The following is a 16,282-nucleotide window of genomic DNA, read 5'->3' as shown; positions in this document are numbered from 1 at the left end:
CGGGAAAAGTCGACGGTAATTATTCGTTGAATAACAGGGAAGTGCATACTTCCAACTTGGAAGTTAACTGCATGGCACCATCCATGCATTACACGGATGGCGGTTTTTATTATAAGTCCAAACTGGCGAAGACAAGCAAGAGAGGCCGGGATGCCAGAGTTCCATAGTCGGAAATACAAGCGTTGCAATGTCGACGGATAGCGCGAAGAGGCGGCGGTACCCTGCGAAAAGAGGCAATTCCCCGAATGGCGGGCACTCGAACGGATTTATAAGTCCGCCGTTCGGCGTTCACCTCGACGCCTGTGCACGGGATACTTATATCGGTGGTTCGCACCACTGATTATCGATTTGAACTCGTTCGAGTCTTTACCGCGTTCCCGGCCGAAATAAAAGGCGGGTGGACGATTATTGCCTCACACAAGGAACATAGGCATGACCAGAACTTCGAACCCATGCGCAGTGGTATTGGCCTTTGCGGCAATTGCCGCTTCGGGAACCGCGATGGCGGCAAACACTATCACATTCAGCGGCGAAGTGACCGACCAGACCTGCCAGGTCGCGGTCAACGGCTTCACCGACCCCACGGTGATCCTCGACAGCGTACCGGTGAGCGCCCTCGATGGCGCAGTGGGCCGCAGCGCCGGCGAAACCGCCTTCACCCTGCAACTCACCGATTGCGTCGCGCCGACGGCCGACGAGCATTTCACCACCCTGTTCCAGGCCACCAACCCCAGCGCCGCCGGGAATCTGGTGAACACCGCCGCCAGCGGCGCGACGGGCGTGGCGCTGCAATTGCTCGATAGCGTCGGCGGCAACCCGGTCGACCTGGCCGGCGGCGCGGCGGTGCCCGCCGGCGACATCGTGCTCGCCAACGGAGCCACCAGCACCAGCTACGACTACGCGGTGCAGTACGTCTCCGAAGCGGCGACCGTGACGCCCGGTCCGGTACTCGGCGCCGTGACCTACACGCTGCGTTACGAGTGAATGCCGGCGGCGCATGCGCCGCCCCTTCCTTTTCCCAGCACTAAAGCCGGGCCCGGTCGCTGGACCGTGCCCGGCCAGGTAAGCCGCATGCCCAGACATTCGTACCGATCCGGCAGGACATCGGCGCTTCTGCTCGTCCTGCTGGCGAGCATCGCCCAGGCGCGGGCAAGCGTGGTGGTGACCGGGACCCGGGTGATCTATCCCGGCGAGGCACGGGAGAAGACCGTGCAACTGAGCAATCGCGATGCGTTTCCCAACGTCGTCCAGGCCTGGGTCGACATCGACGCCCCGGACGCGCCGCCGGACCAGGCGGACGCGCCGTTCCTGGTCAATCCGGCGGTGTTCCGCATGGCCCCGGACAGCGGCCAGACGCTGCGCATCGTCTACACCGGGCAGGGCCTGCCGGGCGATCGCGAATCGCTGTTCCATCTCAACGTCCTGCAGATCCCGCCACGCAACAGCAGCCATGCGGATCGGAACCAGATGCTGCTGATGCTGCGCAATCGCCTGAAGCTGTTCTACCGCCCGGCGGGCATCCAGGGCCGTCCCGAGGACCTGCCCGGGCAACTGCGTTTCGCACTGGTCCGGCGCAGCGCCGGCTGGGCGGTGCGGGTGGACAACCCGAGTGGCTACTACGCCTCGTTCGCCAGCGCCACGCTCAGCGTCGGCCAGCGCCGCTGGCGCTTGCGCAGCGGCATGCTGGAGCCGCGCAGCCATGCCGAATGGCAGGCCGAAACCCGAGAAGCCCTGCCGCCGGGACGTGTGCGCCTGCACGCGCTGCTGATCAACGACTACGGCGCCCATATGGATATCCGTCATGACCTATCGCCATGAACGCCGCTGCCGCACCGGCACGGCCCTGATGGCGGGCGGCATGGCGCTGGCGGCGAGCGCCTTCGGTCATGCCCAGCCCGGCTACGAATTCGATGATCGCCTGTTGCTCGGCTCTTCCCTGGGCGGCGGCGACCTGTCGCGCTTCAACCAGGACGGTCGGATCGATCCGGGTCGCTATCACGTCGATGTCTACCTCAACGAGCGCTTCGCCAGCCGCAGCGAAGTGAGTTTCCGCGCCAACCCCGCCAGCGGCGCGGTGGAGCCCTGCCTCGAGGAAGACTTCCTGCGCCAGCGCCTCGGCGCCAAGCCTGGTGACGATCCGCGCAAGAGCGGCGACGGGCGCCACTGCGCCTTTCTCGGTGCACGCCTGCCCGGCTCGCGGTTCAGCCTGGACGTCGCCCGCCTGCGCCTGGATCTCTCGGTGCCGCAAGCCTTGCTCGACCTCAAGCCGCGCGGCTACGTCAGCCCCGAGGAGTGGGACGCCGGCGATAGCATGGGCTTCGTCAACTACGACACCAACCTCTATCGCTCCGACTACCGCGGCGGCGAATCGGGACGATCGGACTACGCCTATGTCGGCCTGAACAGCGGCATCAACCTCGGCCTGTGGCGTTTGCGCCACCAGTCCAACTACACCTATTCCCGCTACAACGGGCAGGCCAGGCGCAAGTGGAACAGCATCCGCACCTATGCCCAGCGCGCCTTGCCGGCCTGGCGCAGCGAACTGACGGCGGGGGAGAGCTACACCGCCGGCAACCTGCTCGGCAGCATCGGCTACCGCGGCCTGAGCCTGGCCACCGACGACCGCATGCTGCCCGAGTCCCTGCGCCGCTATGCGCCGCAGGTGCGCGGCACAGCGGCCACCGCGGCGCGGGTGGTGATCAGCCAGAACGGCAGGAAGATCCGCGAGGTGAATGTCGCCCCCGGTCCGTTCGTCATCGACGATCTCTACGACAGCGCCTATGCCGGCGACCTGGACGTCCAGGTGTTCGAAGCCGATGGCAGCGTATCGAGCTTCAGCGTGCCGTTCGCCTCGGTCCCGGAGTCCATGCGTCCCGGCCTGTCGCGCTACAGCTTCACCCTGGGCCAGGCGCGCCAGTACGGTGACGGCGACGACCTGTTCGCCGACTTCACCTACCAGCGCGGCATGAGCAACGCCCTGACCGCCAACCTGGGACTGCGTGTCGCCGACGACTACCTGGCCATGCTGGGCGGCGGCGTCCTCGCCACCCGCTTCGGCGCCTTCGGCCTGAACAGCACCTATTCCAGCGCACGCGTCGAGGATGGCGCGCGCAAGCAGGGCTGGCGCATCGGGCTCGACTACAGCCGGACCTTCCAGCCCACCGGCACTACCCTGACCCTGGCCGGCTACCGCTATTCCACCGAAGGCTACCGCGAACTCGGCGACGTGCTCGGCTCGCGCGACGCACTGCGCCACGGGGACACCTGGGATTCCGGCAGCTACAAGCAGCGCAACCAGTTCAACCTGCTGGTGAGCCAGGCCCTCGGCGGTTACGGCAACCTCTATCTTTCCGGCTCCTCCAGCGATTTCTACGACGGCAAGAGCCGCGACACCCAATTGCAGTTCGGCTACTCCAACACCTGGGGGCAGTTGAGCTACAACCTCGCCTGGTCGCGGCAGACCACCACCTACTACCAGGAGCAGGGCGACCAGGACCCTGGCGTCGAGCTGCTCCGGCGCGACCGGCGCAGCGGCCAGCGCAACGACACCCTGACCCTCAGCGTCTCCATGCCGCTGGGTTCTTCCAGTCGGGCGCCGACGCTCAGCGCCATGGCTACCCGGCGCTCCGGCGACAGCCGTGGCGGCAGCCTGCAAACCGGGCTGAACGGTACGCTGGGCGACGAGCGTACCTGGAGCTACGCGCTGTCCGCCAACCGCGACAGCGAAGTCGCCGACACCACCTGGAACGGCACCTTGCAGAAGCAGGCGGCGCTGGCCACCGTGAATGCCGGCTATGCCCAGGGCGATCGCTACCGGCAATACAGCGGCGGCATCCGTGGCGCGCTGGTCGCCCACCGCGACGGGCTGACCCTTGGCCCCAGCGTCGGCGATACCTTCGCCCTGGTCGAGGCCAAGGGCGCCAGCGGTGCCGCGATACGCGGCGGGCAGGGCGCGCGCATCGACGGCAACGGCTATGCGCTGGCCCCCTCGCTGTCGCCCTATCGCTACAACCCGATCTCCCTCGATCCCGTTGGCATCGATCCCGACGCCGAACTGCTGGAAACCGAGCGCAAGGTCGCGCCCTACGCCGGTGCCAGCGTGCGCGTGACGTTCAGGACGCTGACCGGCCATCCGCTGCTGATCCAAGCACGGCGCGAGGACGGCAGTGTGCTGCCGCTCGGCGCCGTGGTGGTCGACGACGGCGGGGCGGCCATCGGCATGGTCGGGCAGGGCGGCCAGGTCTATGCGCGCGCGGAAAACCAGCGGGGTAGGTTGCTGGTGCAATGGGGAACGGCGCGCAAGGAGCGTTGCGAGTTGCCCTACGACCTGGCCGGTGTGCCTCGCGACCAGGCGCTGATCCGCCTGCGCGGTACCTGCCGGGCAGCCACCACCGACTCCAACCTGGAGAACGCCAGATGAACCGCACGCTTCCTCTGCTGCCCGCGCTGGCCCTCGGCGTGTCGCTGGGGCTTCCCGTCAGTGGCCAGGCGACTTGCTACCGGGTCACCTCGGTAGGCAGCGAGACGACCACCTCGAACACCCAGATCCGCCCAGGCGAAGGTACCGCCGGCAGCTGGACCGGCGCCTGCGACACCTGCAATGGCTCGCTCGGCCTGCCCAGCGTGGTCAACGTCAGCGACGAGAGTTTCCAGCCCTATCCGACGCTCATCGCCAGCGCGGTGGCGCCGCTGACCCAGTACGGCGCCACCGGCGGCTACGACCCCGAGCGGGTGTTCTTCCGCTGTAGCGCCGGGGACGCCGTCTACGAGATGTTTTCTACCAACGGCGACGATCTCTATAGCGGCTACTACACCGGCGCCGACACGGTGGGCAACGACATCGGCCTGCAGGATGCCTACCGGACCGCCTGGCCCAACGTGCTGCTGCGCCTGACCAACGTCGAGACGGGGGAAACCATCACGCCGATCTGGAAGGAGCGCCAGCTCTCCGGGCTGGACATCGACTCGCGCGGCTTCCAGCTGGTCAAGGCGAAGAACCTCGCAGCGGTACGCGCCGAGCTGTACAGCGCGCCGCTGGAGGCGATCCGCTACTACTCGCCGACGATCCTCTCGCAGCCCTATTCCTACACCCAGCCGGCGGCCTACATCGCCATCAAGGGGCCGGGCCTGACCGCGCCGACCGTCGGCCAGGCGCACGTGGGCGGCAACTGGGGCGGCTGGTACAGCAACTGGCCGGGTGCCATCGGCCTGTACCGCTACGTGACCCTGAAACGCTATCCCACCTGCGCGGTGATGACGGTCACCCCGCACGTGCAGTTCCCGCCCATTACCCTGGCCGAGATCGATAGCGGCGGCGTGCGCGAGGCGCCCTTCGAACTCACCTTCAAGTGCCAGAGCGGCATGACCAACGGCACCGGGGCCGGCGCCACGGCGCTGGGCATCCGCGTGTCCAGCGGGGCCCTGGCGGCCAGCCCGGCGCTGGGCCTGGTCAACGCCAGTGGCGGACTGTCCTACCTGCTCTCCGACCGTTACGGGGAGCCGGGCATTGCCCGTGGGGTCGGCATCCGCATCTACCGCGACGGCACGCCGATGACGCTCCTGGCCAACGAGAACTCCGCCGGCGGCAGCAACGCCGAGGCCACCGGCTGGTACCCCGCCATCGGTGGCGCGACCCAGGCCAACGGCGGTAGCGGCGGCATCGACCTGTACCGCGAAACCTTCCGCGCGCGCCTGGAGAAACTCGCGCTCGGCAGCCAGCCCGGCGTCACGGCGGGGCGAGTCGAGGCCACGGCGCAGGTGGTTATCCGTGTCCAGTAGGCGCGCGCTCGCGCTGCTGGCCATGCTTTGCCTCGCGCCGACGAGCGAGGCCGGAGTGACCGCGGAGCGCACCCGCCTGGTGTTCGTGGAGGGCCAGCGCGAGGCCTCGTTGCTGCTGGTCAACCAGAATCCCTACCCGGTGCTGGTGCAGGCGTGGGTCGATGACGGCGCCCTCGACGGCGAACCGGATACCGCGCTGGCTCCGTTCCTGCCGCTGCCGCCCGTATTCCGCCTGGAGCCGGGACGCCAGCGCAGCCTGCGCCTGCTGGCTACCGGCCAGGCCCAGGCACGGGATCGCGAATCGCTGTACTGGCTGAACATCTACGAGATCCCCCCGCAAGCCACCGCCGAGGCCGCTGGCCGGCCCCGGCTCACGGTCACCCTGCGAACCCAGATGAAGGTGCTGTACCGCCCGCACGGCCTGCATCCGCACGCCGAGGACGCGGCCGCCGAACTGGGCTTCGCGCTGCGCGACGAGACCCTGCGGGTGGACAACCCGACGCCGTACTTCGTGTCCCTGGCGGGGCTGGCGCTGGAGATAGGGGAGACGCGCCTGGATCTGCCCGGAACGCTGCTGGCTCCGCGCTCGCAACGACGCCTCGGCCTGCCGCGGCGGGTGGACGGCGGGACGCGCGGCGAGGTGGCGTTCGACTGGATCGACGACAACGGCGTCAGCCGCCAGGAAAGGAAAGCTCTACAGTGAACAGTTCCCCACAGGCTCGCCAGCACGAGCACCCGCCGACCGTTGCCGCCTCCCTGGCCGGCGACCTGCGCCTGGCCCGGCGTTTCCAGGCCGCCCTGGCGCGCGGTCGGGTGCGCTTGGACTGGCAGGCCGTACGGCATGCCGGGCATCCGGAATGGGAGCCGCTCTACCGGGAAACCCTGCTCAGGGTCACGGCCGCCAGCGGCGAGCCGCCGTTGCCGACCCAGGAACTGATCCTGGCGCTGGAGCGGCTCGGCCTGATACGCCTGCTCGATCGCTGCGTGCTGGGCACGGTCCTCGACCGGCTGAACGCCGAGCCTACCTTGCGCCTGGCCTGCAACCTGTCGCGCCAGAGCGCGGCGATGGATGCCTGGTGGGAAGCCGTCTGCCGATGGCTGGCCGCCCGTCCGCAGGTGGCACGGCGGCTGACGCTGGAGCTGACCGAGACCGCCGTGGGCGAGAGAGTCGCGACCCGGGAGTTCATCCGACGCCTGCGCGAACATGGCGTGCGCATCGCTATAGACGACTTCGGCGCGGCGCACAACAACCTGGACTTCGTTCTCGATGCCCGTCCCGATGTGATCAAGATCGATTGCCGGTATACCCGCGAAGCACGTCGCTCGGCGAAGGGTGCCGAAGTGCTGCGCCATCTGCTGGCCCTGTGCCGCGAACTGGCGCCCTGCGTGGTCCTGGAAGGTCTCGAGGAGGACGATGCGTTCGCCCGGCTGCCGACCGGGGACGTCTATCTCCAGGGCAACGCGATCGCGCCGCCGATGCGGGTCGAACCGCCGCTGTCCGTACGCCGGCCGAAGAGCCGGGCGCGGATCGAGGCGCTGGCGAGCCGCCAGGGGTGACCGGGGAGGGGCCCCCGGCCTGGCACGGTCGGCGAAAAATCTGAACGGTCGGCCAGCGGCGCCGTCACAGCAGCGACGATGCCGAGGTGCGTTGTGCCGAAGTCCCGGCATTTTTTCCCTGTCACGCCAACGGAGTCGACCATGAACAGAGCAATCAGCCTTCCCCTCAAGGGAGCCGCCTGGCTCCTGCTGGTCCTGGCCCTGCCTTTCGCCAACGCCCAGGACATGAACAAGACCGCGCCACAGACCTTCGTCAGCGAGGCCTCGGCGGCCGGCGTGGCGGAAATCGAAGCCGGCAAGATGGCGCTGGAAAAGAGCACCGCCGCCGATGTGAAGGTATTCGCCAAGCAGATGATCGACGACCACGGCAAGGTCAACGCCGAACTGCGCAGCCTGGCCGAGCGCAAGAAACTGGAGGTCGAAGACGACGCCAGCCTGACCGACAAGGCCAAGGCGACCCTGCTCGACCTGCGCGACGCCTCCTTCGACCCGGCCTACGCCAACAACCAGGTGGCGGCCCACGAGAAAGCCGTGGAACTCTTCACCCAGGCCGCAGACAACCTCACCGACCCGGAACTGCAGGCCTTCGCCAAGACCCACCTGCCGGCCCTGAAGCACCACCTGGAAATGGCCCGCGCGCTGGCCAAGGCGCACCCATCCAAGTAACGCCCCCGCGGGCGGAGCCTGGCCAGGCATGAGCTTCAGCCTGTGGTTGCTGGTACTGGGCTGCATCCTGCTGACGCTCGGCCTGGCCTCGGCCTACCTGCGCCTGCTGCCGGTCAGCACCTCGTTCCTCTACCTGCTGTTCGGCCTGGCCATCGGCCCGGCCGGGCTGCATGCCTGGCGCAGTGGCCTGGCGGACATCAGCGGCTGGTTCGAACACCTCGCCGAGGCGGCCCTGCTGATCTCGCTGTTCATCGGCGGCCTCAAGCTGCGCCTGCCGCTGCGCTCGCCGGCCTGGACCGCCGCCTGGCTGCTGGCCGGACCGGTCCTGCTCGGCTGTATCCTCGGCCTTACCCTGGGCGCGCATTTCCTGTTCGGCCTGGACTGGGGGCTGGCCTTGCTGGTCGCGGCGATCCTCGCGCCCACCGACCCGGTGCTGGCCAGCGACATCCAGGTCAACCACGCCGGCGACGACGATCGCCTGCGCTACGCCGTATCCGGCGAGGCGGGACTCAACGACGGCATCGCCTTTCCCTTCGTCATCGCCGCCCTGCTGCTGATCGGTCAGGGCGGCGGCCTGCCTGGCGAGTTCGACCGCAGCGGCCTGGACTGGCTGCTGCGCGACGTCCTCTGGGCCATCCCCGCCGGATTGCTGGTGGGCTATTGCCTGGGCCATGGCCTCGGCCGCCTGGCCATCCACCTGCGGGCGCGGCACACCGACACCTCGGTGTCGGCCAACGACTTCCTCGCCCTGGCGCTGATCGCGCTGTCCTATGTCGGCGCCGACGCGCTGGGCGGCTGGGGCTTCCTCGCCAGCTTCGCCGCCGGGATCGGCCTGCGCCACGCCGAGGTGGCGACGCTGGGACACGCCTCGGCACCGGCCGAGGCGCAGGCGGCCGCCGCCGACGTGCGCGAGGCCGGGCAGGCCAGCGGCGCCATCGAGTATGGCGCCGACCGCAGCGAACACCCGAAGGTGGCAGCCGGCGCGGTGATGCTCGACGTGCTCTCCTTCGGCAACCTGCTGGAGCGCTCGCTGGAAGTGCTGCTGGTGACCCTGCTCGGCGCCATGCTCTACCAGCACTGGGACTGGCGCGCGCTGCCGCTGGCGCTGCTGCTGTTCTGCGTGTGCCGGCCGGCGATGGTCTGGCTGCTGGTCGGCCGGCGGCTGATGCACCCGGCGCAGCGGCGCCTGCTCGGCTGGTTCGGCATCCGCGGCATCGGCAGCCTGTACTACCTCAGCTACGCGCTGAACCAGGGGCTGCCTACGGCGCTCGCGCATACCGCCAGCGACCTGGTGCTGAGCCTCGTCGCCCTGAGCATCTGCGTGCACGGCCTGAGCATCCAGCCGCTGCTGATGTGCCACGCGCGTAGCGTCAGTCGCCGCGATCGGGAATGATCGAGATCTTGCCGTTCTTCTCGAGGATGGCGAAGCGGATCTGCTCCATGCGTTCCAGGCCCTGGGTCTCGCGGGCGGCCAGGAGAATGTCTTCCTCGCGCAGGCGGGCCTCGGCCAGGCGTGCGTGCAATGGCCTGCCGTACTCGACGATGAGCGTCGGCGAGCCCTCGATCAGGGTGTCGAGCTTCGGATGGCGCAGCTTGAGCAGGGACAGACCGACGTCGATGACGATCAGGGTGATGATCACCAGTACCGCGTTGACCAGCGAGAAGTCGTCGCCCAGCAGCGCCTGCTGGGTGGCTTCGCCGATGATCATCAGCAGCAGCAGGTCGAAGGTGGTGATGTCGGTCAGTGAACGCCGCCCGGCGATGCGGAAGAGTACCAGCAGGACCAGGTAGAGCGCGGCGGCTCGCAGTACGGAATCCATCGTGCGCCTCCTCGGAAAGGATGACTCAGGGGTAGATGAACTGGTCGAAGGCCAGGCTCTCGCCGGCGAACTCCAGTCGACTGGCGACTTCGCCGAGCTGGTTCGGCAACAACGTCAGGAACAGGCTCAGGCGACCGTCTTCGTCGAGCCTTCCCTCCAGTTCCAGGCCACCCCGCCAGCTGTGACTGCGCAGCGGTTGCGGTTGCAGGCTCTGGATGCTGTGCGCCTGTAGCAGTCCGCCGCCCAGGCGCACGCCAACCTCGGTGCCCGGCGCGCCGCGCAGATCGATGCGCAGGCGGCTGGCGGCGCCGCTGCGTTCGAAACGCTCGTAGGCCAGGGTCAGCCTGCCGCTGTCGCTGACCAGCGTCCGCGAACTCAGAGGCCCGCCGGCGAACACCCCGGTCAGCGCCAGGAGGATCACCCCGAGCAGGACCCACAGGCCCGCCCGTTCGAAACGCCAGGCGCGGCGCTGGCTTTCCAGGCGCTCCGGGATCGGATACTCGCGCTGGTCGAACGCATCGTCTGCGGCGTCTTCTGGGGCAGGGCGCATGGCTGGCTCCTTCGCTCGCGGTCTCTCAGGCTGGACCCCGGTCGACGCGGTTGGTGCCGGCGGGCTTACCAGCGGTCGGCGCGGGTCGGGCAATCTGCACGATGAACAGGCGCCTTCCGGGCACTCTGCTGATCGCACTTTGCGATCAGCCCGCGCCCAATCGCCGTGGTCACGCTGCTCCGGCGCAAGCGGGGCGGACGGCGCGAACCTTGCAGCGAAGCCTTCCTGACAATCCGACAGGGAGAACCATGGTGAACGGAGAAAACAAGATCGTCCTGGTCCTCGAAGAACACGCCGACCAGCTCTGGCGGATCGAGGAATTCCTCCTCGATCGAGGCTACGCGGTGCTCAGCGCGGCGAGTCGCGACGAAGCCCTCGACCACCTGGCCTCGGACGCGGTGATCGACCTGTTCCTGCTCAGCGAGCAGCTCGAAGGTCCTCTGAGCGGCAGCATGCTCATCGAAACCAGCCTGCCGGTGCGCCCGCGGATGCGGGTGATCCTGCTCAGCGACAGCGCTCGCGTCGGCATCGACCCGGCGGCACCCTATCCGGTGCTGCTCAAACCGGTGACCCTGGAGGAACTGGGGAAAGCCATCGACCTGGTCCTGCACAGCGCGCCGGTCTGCCCCGGCGTCTGACCACCGAGGAGCCCACCATGCCCAGCAGCAAGCCGCTCGCCGAGTACGCCCGCAAGCGCGATTTCCGCCAGACCCCGGAGCCCAGCGGCCGCAAGCCTCGCAAGGACAGCACCGGGCTGCTCCGCTATTGCGTCCAGAAGCACGACGCCAGCCGCCTGCACTACGACTTCCGCCTGGAGCTGGATGGCACCCTGAAGAGCTGGGCGGTGCCCAAGGGGCCGTGCCTCGACCCGGCGGTGAAGCGGCTCGCGGTGCAGGTTGAGGACCATCCGCTGGACTATGCCGATTTCGAAGGCAGCATCCCCCAGGGGCACTACGGCGCCGGCGATGTCATCGTCTGGGACCGAGGCGCCTGGACGCCTCTGGACGATCCGCGCGAGGGCCTGGAAAAGGGCCATCTCAGCTTCGCCCTGGATGGCGAGAAACTCTCCGGGCGTTGGCACCTGATCCGCACCAACCTGCGCGGCAAGCAGCCCCAGTGGTTCCTGGTCAAGGCCAAGGACGGCGAGGCGCGCAGCCTGGATTGCTTCGACGTGCTGAAGGAGCGTCCCGACAGCGTGCTCAGCGAGCGTACGCTGCTGCCCCGCCATGGCGAAGCCGCCACGCCCGCGGCCAGGCCGGCGCGACGCGGCAAGAGCGGGGGGAAGACGCCGATGCCCGAATGGATCGCCCCCGAGCTGGCCAGCCTGGTCGAGCAGCCTCCGCGAGGGGAGTGGGCCTACGAACTCAAGCTGGACGGCTATCGGCTGATGAGCCGCATCGAAGACGGCCACGTGCGCCTGCTGACCCGCAACGGCCATGACTGGACCGAACGCCTGCCGCACCTGGAGAAGGCCTTGGCCGGGCTCGGTCTGCAGCGCAGTTGGCTGGACGGCGAACTGGTGGTCCTCGACGAGGAGGGTCGACCGGACTTCCAGGCCCTGCAGAACGCCTTCGAGGAAGGTCGCGGCGAGAACATCCTGTACGTCCTCTTCGACCTGCCGTACCACGAAGGCGAGGATCTGCGCGATGTCGCCCTGGAGGAGCGCCGCGCGCGCCTGGAGGCGCTGCTGGAAGGGCGCGACGAAGACCCGCTGCGGTTCTCCGCGACGCTCGCGGAAGACCCCCGCGACCTGCTGGCCAGCGCCTGCAAACTCGGTCTCGAAGGCGTGATCGGCAAGCGTCTGGGCAGCGCCTACCGTTCGCGCCGCAGCAACGACTGGATCAAGCTGAAGTGCCAGTTGCGCCAGGAGTTCGTGATCGTCGGCTATACCGAGCCGAAGGGCTCTCGCCGGCATATCGGCGCCTTGCTGCTCGGCCTCTACAGTCCTGACGAGGAGTGCCGGCTGCGCTATGCCGGCAAGGTCGGCAGCGGCTTCACCGCTGCCAGCCTGAAGAAGGTCCGTGAGCGCCTGGAACCCCTCGCGGTCCGCTCCAGCCCATTGGCGAAGGTGCCGCCGGCGCGCGAGACCGGGTCGGTGCAGTGGGTGCGCCCGCAACAGCTGTGCGAGGTTTCCTATGCGCAGATGACCCGTGGCGGGATCATCCGCCAGGCAGTGTTCCACGGCTTGCGCGAAGACAAGCCGGCGCGCGAGGTGACCGGCGAGCGTCCCGCCGGCCCGCCGCCGCTGCGCGGCGCGCGCAAGGCCGGCGCCGGTGCGTCGCGGGCGGCCACCGCCGGCGTGCGCATCAGCCATCCGCAGCGGCTGATCGACCCGTCGATCCAGGCCAGCAAGCTGGAACTCGCCGAGTTCCATGCGCGCTACGCCGACCTGCTCCTGCGCGACCTGCGCGAGCGCCCGGTGTCGCTGGTGCGCGGCCCCGACGGAATCGGCGGCGAACTGTTCTTCCAGAAGCACGCGGCGCGCCTGAAGATCCCCGGCATCGTCCAGCTCGACCCGGCGCTCGATCCCGGTCATCCGCCGCTGTTGCAGATCCGCAGCGCCGAGGCGCTGGTCGGCGCGGTGCAGATGGGCAGCATCGAATTCCATACCTGGAACGCCAGCCTGGCCAACCTGGAGCGGCCCGACCGTTTCGTCCTCGACCTCGACCCGGACCCGGCGCTGCCGTGGAAGCGCATGCTCGAAGCGACCCAGCTGAGCCTGACGTTGCTCGACGAGCTGGGCCTGCGCGCCTTCCTCAAGACCAGCGGCGGCAAGGGCATGCACCTGCTGGTGCCGCTGGAGCGCCGGCATGGCTGGGACGAGGTCAAGGATTTCGCCCAGGCCATCTCCCAGCACTTGGCGCGCCTGATGCCGGAGCGTTTCTCGGCGGTTTCCGGGCCGCGCAACCGGGTCGGCAAGATCTTCGTCGACTACCTGCGCAACAGCCGCGGCGCCAGCACCGTGGCCGCCTACTCGGTGCGCGCCCGCGAAGGGTTGCCGGTGTCGGTACCGGTGTTCCGCGAGGAACTCGACTCGCTGCAGGGCGCCAACCAATGGAACCTGCGCAGTCTGCCGCAGCGCCTCGACGAACTCGCCGGCGACGATCCCTGGGCCGACTACGCCGGCACCCGCCAGCGCATCAGCGCGGCCATGCGGCGCCAGCTCGGGCGCGGCTGACCGTCCGCGAAAAAGGCGGAACTCCCCCGGCGCACAGGGCCTCCACCGTGCAACGAGATGCCGAGGAGGCCCCCGATGGATACCGCCTACCTGATCCTCGCGCTGCTGGTCCTGTTGCTCCTGGTGGATGCCTGGGCCATCAACAGCGTGCTCCGCAGCGACAGCTCCGCCAGTCGCAAGCTCGGCTGGTCGCTGCTGATCCTGCTCCTGCCCGTGCTCGGCCTGGTCCTCTGGGGCTGGACCGGCCCCCGTGGCTTGCGCCCGGTGACCTCACCGGAACACAGCAAGTGAACCCCACTGGAGACTGCCCATGAACAGCGAAACCTGTGCCTGTCCCAAATGCACCTGCCAGCCCGGCGCCGATGCCGTCGAACGCGACGGCCAGCACTATTGCTGCGCGGCCTGCGCCAGCGGCCACCCCCAGGGCGAGCCGTGTGGCGACGCCGATTGCCCCTGTGGCGGCACCACCCGGCCCCAGGTGGCGGAGGATCGCCAGCTGGACGATGCGTTGAAGGAGACCTTTCCCGCCAGCGACCCGATCTCGCCCTGAGGAGCGTGCCATGCCCGACCTGCAACTCGCGGACGAGGCCTCTCGCCTGGTGGCCTACCTGCGTAGCGCCGACCTCAGCCTGATCACCGCGGAATCCTGTACTGCCGGGCAGATCAGCGCCGAACTGTCGGCGGTGGCCGGCAGCGGCAAGGTGATGGAAGGCGGCTTCGTCGTCTATTCGCCGGCGGCCAAGCTTGCCCTGCTGGGGCTCGACCCGAACTGGCTGGAGCGTTTCAACCTGACCAGCGTGGAGGTCGCCGAGGCCATGGCCAGGGCGGCCCTGCAACGCAGTCCGGCGAGCGCCGCGCTGGCGGTCACGGGGTTGCTCGGCAGTGAAGCGAAGGACGGCATCCCGCCCGGTACCGTGTGCTTCGCCTGGGCCTTCCGGTTGCCCGCCGGCCTCGCCCTGTTCTCGCGCCGCGAGCGCTTCCACGGCGACCCCGCGCGGATGCGCCGGGAAGCCACCCGCTGGGCGCTGCGGCGCCTGCCCGAATTCCATCAACGCGCCTTGCGCGGCGAACGCGCCTGAGGCGTCCGACAGAGAGGAAACCACCATGAGCGAACAGCGACAGACCCTGCCGGCGCAGCACCAGGATCAACGTCCCGGCCACGAAAGCGAGATGCAGCCGAAGCCGGAGTTCGTTTCCGCCGATTACCGTCCGGCGGCCAAGCTGGAGGGTAAGGTGGCCCTGGTCACCGGCGGCGACAGTGGTATCGGCCGCGCGGTGGCGGTGGCTTTCGCCCGCGAGAAGGCGGATGTGCTGCTGGTCTACCTGGATGAGAACGAAGACGCGGCGAAGACCCGCGAGATCATCGAGTCGCTCGGCCGCCAGTGCCTGGCGTTCGCCGGCGACGTCGCCGATGCCGGCTTCTGCCGCCAGGTGGTGGACACGCTAAGGCAGAAATGGGGACGCCTCGACGTGCTGGTCAACAACGCCGGCGAGCAGCATCCGCAGGCGCGCCTGGAGGACATCAGCGAAGAGCAGTGGGAGAAGACCTTCCGCACCAACATCTTCGGCATGTTCCAGTTGACCAAGGCGGCCCTGCCGCTGATGGGCAAGGGCGGGGCGATCATCAACACCACCTCGATCACCGCCTACAAGGGCAACCCCCAGCTGATCGACTATTCCTCGACCAAGGGCGCGATCACCTCGTTCACCCGGTCGCTGTCGATGAACCTGGTCAACCGCGGCATCCGCGTCAACGCCGTGGCCCCGGGCCCGATCTGGACGCCGCTGATCCCGTCCACCTTCAGCGCCGAGAAGGTCGCCCACTTCGGCGCGGATACGCCGATGGGCCGGCCCGGCCAGCCGGAGGAGCTGGCCGCCAGCTACGTCTACCTGGCCTGCAACGACTCGTCCTACGTCAGCGGCCAGGTGCTGCACGTCAACGGCGGTACGGTAGTCAACGGCTGAGGCGCCCCGGCGGCCGCGTTCACTCGCGTGCCGCCGCCGGCAGCAGGGGGTAGACCCGCACCGCGCTCAGACGCTGCGGGAACAGCAGGGGATAGCAGAGTTGCAGGCGAACGTGCGCCTCGCTGGTGCTGAGGGTTGGCGCGAAAGTGGTGAGCACGGTCCGGCCGGGTTGTCCGGCGTCTGAGAAATGAACCATGAAAGCCTGCATCGGAGCGCTCCTGCCGGGATACGGGAAAGGTCACTGCTCAGTGAAGCTGCGCTCCAGCTCTCGCGCCAGTTCGCGCACCGACCGTTGGCAACGGTACTCCTCCCGACTGACGCCGGCGCCCGGCGGTTCCGTCGTGCGGCCCAGGCGGGCCGCCGGCGAAAAAGAATGAACCATCGCGGCCGCCGCGACTCCGCTTCTAGGTAGCCGGAACGGCCGGCCGCGACGCAGACAAGGAGCACGGCGATGAAACGCGACTGGGGGTTGATCAGGGATCTGCTGGAGCATCTGGAAAGCCTTGGCTTCGGCCAGCACTGGGAAGCGCGCGAGCTGCCCGGTCATTGCCGCGAGGCGGTGACCTACCACTTGCAGTTGCTCAACCAGGCGCAACTGCTCTGCGGCAGCGTCCAGCATTCCTGGACCGGCCAGGAGCACTGGGTGGTCCACCACCTGACCCTGGCCGGCCACGACCTGCTCGACCGCCTGCGCCAGGAAAGCGCGGCGGCCGCCGTGCCGGTACGCAAGAGCGCCTGAGAAAACCCCGCAAGCACCGGCCTGCAGCG

General features: G+C 68.6%; 17 protein-coding genes and 1 pseudogene. 15 read left to right on the top strand and 3 right to left on the bottom strand.

Features of this window, described 5'->3' with window-relative positions; genetic code table 11:
• The first annotated feature begins 432 nt into the window (after positions 1-432).
• From M6E97_RS12245 to M6E97_RS12210, 8 genes are all read left to right on the top strand, one after another.
• Positions 433-984: a fimbrial protein gene (locus tag M6E97_RS12245; RefSeq protein ID WP_003120281.1), complete on the top strand. Its 552-nt coding sequence runs from the start codon at positions 433-435 to the stop codon at positions 982-984.
• Between the two features lie 87 nt (positions 985-1,071).
• Positions 1,072-1,818 carry a molecular chaperone gene (locus M6E97_RS12240; protein WP_003088863.1) on the top strand — a complete coding sequence of 249 codons (747 nt, stop codon included), beginning with the start codon at positions 1,072-1,074 and terminating at the stop codon, positions 1,816-1,818.
• On the top strand, positions 1,802-4,420 hold the full coding sequence (locus M6E97_RS12235; protein ID WP_034005587.1) for a fimbria/pilus outer membrane usher protein: 2,619 nt from the start codon (positions 1,802-1,804) through the stop codon (positions 4,418-4,420). Before M6E97_RS12240 ends, M6E97_RS12235 begins: the two co-directional genes overlap by 17 nt.
• Complete coding sequence (locus M6E97_RS12230; RefSeq protein ID WP_003088866.1) at positions 4,417-5,778, top strand: fimbrial protein; 1,362 nt, start codon at positions 4,417-4,419, stop codon at positions 5,776-5,778. The genes M6E97_RS12235 and M6E97_RS12230 overlap by 4 nt, the downstream gene beginning before the upstream one ends.
• A complete protein-coding gene (locus tag M6E97_RS12225; protein WP_003113635.1) occupies positions 5,768-6,481 on the top strand; it encodes a molecular chaperone in 714 nt (237 codons plus the stop codon). The genes M6E97_RS12230 and M6E97_RS12225 overlap by 11 nt, the downstream gene beginning before the upstream one ends.
• Positions 6,478-7,335: an EAL domain-containing protein gene (locus tag M6E97_RS12220; RefSeq protein WP_033938871.1), complete on the top strand. Its 858-nt coding sequence runs from the start codon at positions 6,478-6,480 to the stop codon at positions 7,333-7,335. Before M6E97_RS12225 ends, M6E97_RS12220 begins: the two co-directional genes overlap by 4 nt.
• A gap of 141 nt (positions 7,336-7,476) precedes the next feature.
• Positions 7,477-8,001, top strand: coding sequence for a DUF4142 domain-containing protein (locus M6E97_RS12215; protein ID WP_003088871.1), 525 nt, complete (start codon positions 7,477-7,479; stop codon positions 7,999-8,001).
• A 28-nt stretch (positions 8,002-8,029) separates the two neighbouring features.
• Entirely contained in the window at positions 8,030-9,394 is a 1,365-nt protein-coding gene (locus tag M6E97_RS12210) for a cation:proton antiporter (RefSeq protein ID WP_033938869.1), read from the top strand.
• On the opposite strand, the gene M6E97_RS12205 is transcribed toward M6E97_RS12210, so the two are convergent.
• Positions 9,372-9,821 (bottom strand): DUF421 domain-containing protein, encoded by a 450-nt coding sequence (locus M6E97_RS12205; RefSeq protein WP_003088873.1) that lies wholly within the window; start codon positions 9,819-9,821, stop codon positions 9,372-9,374. The genes M6E97_RS12210 and M6E97_RS12205 overlap by 23 nt on opposite strands.
• 25 nt (positions 9,822-9,846) lie before the next feature.
• The gene (locus M6E97_RS12200; RefSeq protein WP_003088874.1) at positions 9,847-10,371 is read right to left on the bottom strand and encodes a hypothetical protein; all 525 of its coding nucleotides are present in this window, start codon (positions 10,369-10,371) and stop codon (positions 9,847-9,849) included.
• A 248-nt stretch (positions 10,372-10,619) separates the two neighbouring features.
• Between M6E97_RS12200 and M6E97_RS12195 the strand changes: the two genes are divergently transcribed.
• The 6 genes and pseudogenes from M6E97_RS12195 to M6E97_RS12170 all read left to right on the top strand — a co-directional run bounded on the left by M6E97_RS12195 (position 10,620) and on the right by M6E97_RS12170 (position 15,514).
• Positions 10,620-11,009 (top strand): response regulator, encoded by a 390-nt coding sequence (locus M6E97_RS12195; protein WP_003088884.1) that lies wholly within the window; start codon positions 10,620-10,622, stop codon positions 11,007-11,009.
• A gap of 17 nt (positions 11,010-11,026) precedes the next feature.
• On the top strand, positions 11,027-13,549 hold the full coding sequence (gene ligD, locus M6E97_RS12190; RefSeq protein ID WP_034005588.1) for a DNA ligase D: 2,523 nt from the start codon (positions 11,027-11,029) through the stop codon (positions 13,547-13,549).
• Positions 13,550-13,624: 75 nt separating this feature from the next.
• Positions 13,625-13,840 carry a PLDc N-terminal domain-containing protein gene (locus M6E97_RS12185; protein WP_003088893.1) on the top strand — a complete coding sequence of 72 codons (216 nt, stop codon included), beginning with the start codon at positions 13,625-13,627 and terminating at the stop codon, positions 13,838-13,840.
• Between the two features lie 19 nt (positions 13,841-13,859).
• Positions 13,860-14,099 (top strand): metallothionein, encoded by a 240-nt coding sequence (locus M6E97_RS12180; RefSeq protein WP_003088895.1) that lies wholly within the window; start codon positions 13,860-13,862, stop codon positions 14,097-14,099.
• Between the two features lie 10 nt (positions 14,100-14,109).
• Positions 14,110-14,657, top strand: a pseudogene (locus M6E97_RS12175) (CinA family protein).
• The gene (locus M6E97_RS12170; RefSeq protein ID WP_003109865.1) at positions 14,654-15,514 is read left to right on the top strand and encodes an SDR family oxidoreductase; all 861 of its coding nucleotides are present in this window, start codon (positions 14,654-14,656) and stop codon (positions 15,512-15,514) included. The pseudogene M6E97_RS12175 and the gene M6E97_RS12170 overlap by 4 nt, the downstream one beginning before the upstream one ends.
• Positions 15,515-15,533: 19 nt before the next feature.
• On the opposite strand, the gene M6E97_RS12165 is transcribed toward M6E97_RS12170, so the two are convergent.
• Positions 15,534-15,722, bottom strand: a complete 189-nt coding sequence (locus tag M6E97_RS12165) for a hypothetical protein (RefSeq protein ID WP_003088902.1) — start codon at positions 15,720-15,722, stop codon at positions 15,534-15,536.
• A gap of 243 nt (positions 15,723-15,965) precedes the next feature.
• Between M6E97_RS12165 and M6E97_RS12160 the strand changes: the two genes are divergently transcribed.
• Positions 15,966-16,253, top strand: a complete 288-nt coding sequence (locus tag M6E97_RS12160) for a DUF2513 domain-containing protein (RefSeq protein ID WP_033995272.1) — start codon at positions 15,966-15,968, stop codon at positions 16,251-16,253.
• The last annotated feature ends 29 nt before the right edge of the window (positions 16,254-16,282 follow it).

It is taken from the genome of Pseudomonas sp. B111 (genome assembly GCF_026428275.1).
Lineage (GTDB): Bacteria > Pseudomonadota > Gammaproteobacteria > Pseudomonadales > Pseudomonadaceae > Pseudomonas > Pseudomonas aeruginosa.
This window is presented reverse-complemented; position numbering and strand designations above follow the sequence as displayed.